This window comes from Streptomyces sp. SID13666 (assembly GCF_010548325.1).
Classification (GTDB): Bacteria; Actinomycetota; Actinomycetes; order Streptomycetales; family Streptomycetaceae; genus Actinacidiphila; species Actinacidiphila fildesensis.
The window spans coordinates 1-2,710 of record NZ_JAAGLX010000104.1; the positions used below are offsets into that span (position 1 = coordinate 1).

Sequence of the window (2,710 nt, forward strand, 5' to 3'; positions counted from 1 at the left end):
GACACCGCCGACCAGCACGGCGGGGACGCCCACCGGAACGCCGACCGGCACCGCCTCGCCGTCGCCCACGCCGACGCCCACGGACAGCGGGAGCCCCACCCCGGGCTGCCCGACGCCGACGCCGATGCCCACCCCGACGGGATCCGCCTCGCCGACGCCCACCCCGACCGGCACGCCGACGCCGACGCCGACTCCCACGCCGACCGACGGCTCCTGCCCCACCCCCACGCCCACCACGTCCCCGACGCCGTCACCGACCGCGACGGACGCCACGACCGCGGCCGCGAGTCCGAGCGCGGCCCCGTCGACCAGCCCGGCGGCCGTCGCCGACTGACGCACCCCGCCGACTGACGCACCCCGCACCCATCGAGCCCGGCCCCGCCCTCCACGGCGGGGCCGGGCTCGTTCGCGCGGTGGCCGCATTCGATCGGTAGAACCTGTTCTCATCTGATCCCCCGATTGCTACGGTGCCCCGGCCCAGCCGACGTCGTCGTCCACAAGGGAGGTCCGGCCATGCGCGCCCTGATCGCCGCAGCCATCGGACTCGCCGCCGCTCTCGCGCTCGTCCTCACCATGACCGCGGTCGGCGCACCCGCCGGAAAGACCTCGCCCAAGCCGCTGGTGACCACGGTCCCCAGCCACCCGTAGCCGGTCGTTCCCGGCCGGTCGTCGTCCACCACCACACAGGACGTCCGTAGCTACAAAGGAGGGGAAGCGTCCCGATGCGCCGCAAGTCCAGCCTGGTGCTGCTCGCCTTCGCCGTCTTCTTCGCGGCCCTGTCGCCCCTGATGCGCTGGTACGCCTTCCCGCGGCTGGCCAAGGTTCCGGCCAACCAGTACCAGGTGGTGGTTCTGGAGGCCAAGAACGCCACCCTGCTCACCGACACGTCGCTGGTCCCCAAGGTCGTCCCCAAGCTCAGCGTCATCCAGACCCTGAAGGGGAACGTCGAGGAGTCCAAGAAGGTCAAGGCCGACACCGGCCGGGACGTCGTGGTCTGGGACTCGCTGTCCTACATCGTCGGCCCGGACGGCAAGATGGTCAGCCAGGTCCCCGAGCGCTACATCTTCGACGCGCACTCCCAGGACCCGGTGCACACCGCGAGCGAGAGCGTCGACGGCGACCCCGTGCACCGGGAGGGCATCGAGTTCAAGTTCCCGTTCCTCACCGAGAAGCGCGACTACTTCTACTACGACGCGCAGGCACGGACGACCGCGCCCATCCACTACAAGGCGACGCAGAACTTCCGCGGCCTCAAGGTCTACTACTTCGAGCAGATCGTGCCCTGGGTCAAGGTCCCGCTGCCCAAGACGATGCCGGGCGGCATCACCCCCGCGGCACTCGGCGGCTCGGTGGAGCGCTGGTACACCACCAAGCGGATGTTCTGGGTCGACCCCACCACCGGCGCCCCGGTCAACGGCGAAGAGGTCCACCAGGAGGAGCTGCGGTTCCCGCAGACACCCGACACCAAGCCGGTGACCGTCTTCGCCGGTGATGTGAAGATGCGCGAGGACTACATCGACTCCACCGTCAAACTGGTGAAGTCCCAGCGCCAGCTCATCCTGCTGCTGACCAGCTACCTCCCCTGGGGATTCCTGATCCTGGGCGTCGTCCTGCTCGCACTCTCCCTGTTCCTGGAGGCGCGCGGCCGCCGCCCGGCCGACCCCGCCCCCGACGACACGGTGCGCGACCCGGATCCCGACCCGCGTCCGATCGCCGTCTGAGCCCGCCGCCGCGCCGTCCTGGAGGGGTCAACGCCGCTGGTTCGTCCGGCGGGTGGGCGCGGCGGCGGCCGGGTCCTCCGGCCACGGGTGCTTGGGGTAGCGGCCGCGCAACTCGGCACGGACCGAGCGGTAGCCGCCCCGCCAGAACGAGGCGAGGTCGGCGGTGAGGGCGGCGGGCCGGCCGGCGGGGGACAGCAGATGGACGAGGAGCGGCACCCGGCCGCCCGCGATACGCGGTGTCTCCTGCCAGCCGAACAGCTCCTGGAGCTTGGCCGCGAGCACCGGCTGGTCGCCCTCGTAGTCCACCCGGATCCGTGAACCGCTGGGCACCTCGATCCGCTCCGGAGCCAGCTCGCCGAACCGGGCGGCGGCACCGGACGCCCAGGGCAGCAGCCGGTTGAGCGGGCCGCCGGCGTCGGTCCGTTCCAGATCGGCGCGCCGGCGGGCCGCGGACAGCTCAGGGCCGAGCCAGTCGTCCATCCCGTCCAGCAGCGCCTGCTCCGAGACATCCGGCCACGGCTCGCCCAACTCCCGGTGCAGAAAAGCCAGCCGGCGGCGGGTGTCCTGCGCGTCGCGAGACCAGCGCAGCAGCCCCGTGCCCTCCCGCCGCAGCCCCTCGGCGACGGCGGCCCGCAGCAGTGCCCGGTCCGGCGACCGCAGCGGGCGCGCCGTGAGCTCCACGGCGCCCAGCCGTTCCACGCTGCGCGCCACCACGTCGCCGTCCGACCAGCGCACCTCCTCGCCCGATGCCAGCAGCGGGGCCGCCGCCGTACGGGCGGTGGCCTCGTCGATCACCGCGGCCAGCCGCACCCGCGCCGAGACCGCCGTCACCGGCCGGTCCGCGACCGCGACGGCCAGCCAGCCGGGCGTCCCGAGCCGGGAGCCGGTGCCCAGCTCCGCCGCCGTTCCCGACGCCATCAGATACGTACCGGCGCCGCGGGCCCTGGCCACCCGCTCGGGGAACGCCTGCACGGCCACCGGGACGGCCG

Annotated in this window: 3 protein-coding genes and 1 pseudogene; 3 read left to right on the forward strand and 1 reads right to left on the reverse strand. The window is 73.4% G+C overall.

The annotated features are described in order from the left end of the window. From G3I60_RS43490 to G3I60_RS43500, 3 genes and pseudogenes are all read left to right on the forward strand, one after another. Positions 1-351: pseudogene (locus G3I60_RS43490) on the forward strand (hypothetical protein); the annotation flags it as partial. A 162-nt stretch (positions 352-513) separates the two neighbouring features. Then, positions 514-648 carry an SPW_0924 family protein gene (locus G3I60_RS43495; protein ID WP_138356297.1) on the forward strand — a complete coding sequence of 45 codons (135 nt, stop codon included), beginning with the start codon at positions 514-516 and terminating at the stop codon, positions 646-648. Between the two features lie 74 nt (positions 649-722). Beyond that, positions 723-1,721, forward strand: a complete 999-nt coding sequence (locus tag G3I60_RS43500) for a DUF3068 domain-containing protein (RefSeq protein ID WP_164608534.1) — start codon at positions 723-725, stop codon at positions 1,719-1,721. Positions 1,722-1,748: 27 nt separating this feature from the next. Here G3I60_RS43500 and G3I60_RS43505 read toward each other — a convergent pair. Further along, positions 1,749-2,710: ATP-dependent helicase C-terminal domain-containing protein (locus G3I60_RS43505; protein ID WP_275419235.1), on the reverse strand; the 962-nt coding region annotated here is incomplete at its 5' end.